Raw genomic sequence first — 1,240 nt, 5'->3', positions numbered from 1 at the left:
GAAGGAGTTACCGACCAGATCGGCCTGTTCGATGCCCAGGGCATCCAGCACACCAAGCGCGTGTTCGACCCAGCGCTGTTGGTGGTACTGACCATCGGCCGGGCGTTCGCTGTAGCCGAAGCCCAGCATGTCCGGGGCGATCACCCGGCGGCGCTTGGCCAGCTCGGGCATCACCAGGCGCCAGTTGGCCCAGGCGGTGACGCCGGGGCCGGAGCCGTGGATCAGCAGGACTGGGAAGCCTTCGCCCTGATCATGCAGGTTGGTGCGGTAGCCGGCAGCGATAATCTCTCGACCGATTTCAGGGCTTTGCTGCGGTGCGTTCATGACCAGGTCCTCAGAGTTTCACACAAATGTTTTTCAGCTCGGTGTAGAATTCCAGCGAGTGCACCCCTCCTTCGCGCCCGATGCCCGACTGCTTGCTGCCGCCGAAGGCGGTGCGCAGGTCGCGCAGGAACCAGCTGTTGACCCAAACGATGCCGGCCTCGATCTGCCCGGCGACGCGGTGGGCGCGCGAAGCGTTCTCGGTCCAGATCGCCGAGGCCAGGCCGTAAGGCAGGCTGTTGGCCAGTTCGATGGCTTCCTCCTCGCTGTCGAACGGGCGGATATGGCAGCAGGGGCCGAAGATTTCCTCGGTGACCACCGCCGAATCGTCGGCCAGGCCGGTCCAGATGGTCGGCTGCACCCAGGCGCCGCCGGCCAGGTGCGCCGACATGTCCGGCACGCCGCCGCCGGTGACAACGGTGGCGCCGTCGTCGACTGCCTGCTGGTAGTAATTGAGGACTTTTTCACGGTGCTTGTGGCTGATCAGCGGGCCGAAATTGGCCTCTGGATCGTTCGGTTCGCCGATCTTCAACGCTTCGGCGCCGGCCTTGAGGCGGGCGACGAACGCGTCGAAGATCGGCCGCTCGACATACACCCGCTCGGTGCCCAGGCAGACCTGGCCGCAGTTGGCGAAGGCCGAGCGCAGGGTGCCTTCGATGGCCTTGTCCATATCGCAGTCGGCGAAGACGATACCAGCGTTCTTGCCGCCCAGCTCCAGCGACACCTGACGCACGCCCTTGGCGGCGGCGCGCATGATGGTTTCGCCGGTGCCGGTCTCGCCGGTGAAGGTGTAGGCGTCGACATCCGGGTGGGCGGTGAGGAAGGCGCCGGCCGAGTTGCCGCCGAAGCCATGCACCACGTTGTACACGCCAGCCGGCACGCCGGCGGCGTTCATCACTTCACCGAGCAGAGCGGTGGT

2 protein-coding genes are annotated in these 1,240 nt (G+C 66.1%); both read right to left on the bottom strand.

Annotation, left to right across the window (positions count from 1 at the left end; genetic code table 11):
- Nucleotides 1–324, bottom strand: a 324-nt coding sequence (locus DU29_RS0128950) for an alpha/beta fold hydrolase (protein WP_028624808.1), incomplete at its 3' end; no start/stop codon positions are given.
- 10 nt (nt 325–334) lie between these two features.
- The coding region (locus tag DU29_RS0128945; RefSeq protein WP_028624807.1) for an aldehyde dehydrogenase family protein at nt 335–1,240 on the bottom strand (906 nt) is incomplete at its 5' end.

The organism is Pseudomonas sp. Ant30-3 (genome assembly GCF_000690905.1).
Lineage (GTDB): Bacteria > Pseudomonadota > Gammaproteobacteria > Pseudomonadales > Pseudomonadaceae > Aquipseudomonas.
This window is presented reverse-complemented; position numbering and strand designations above follow the sequence as displayed.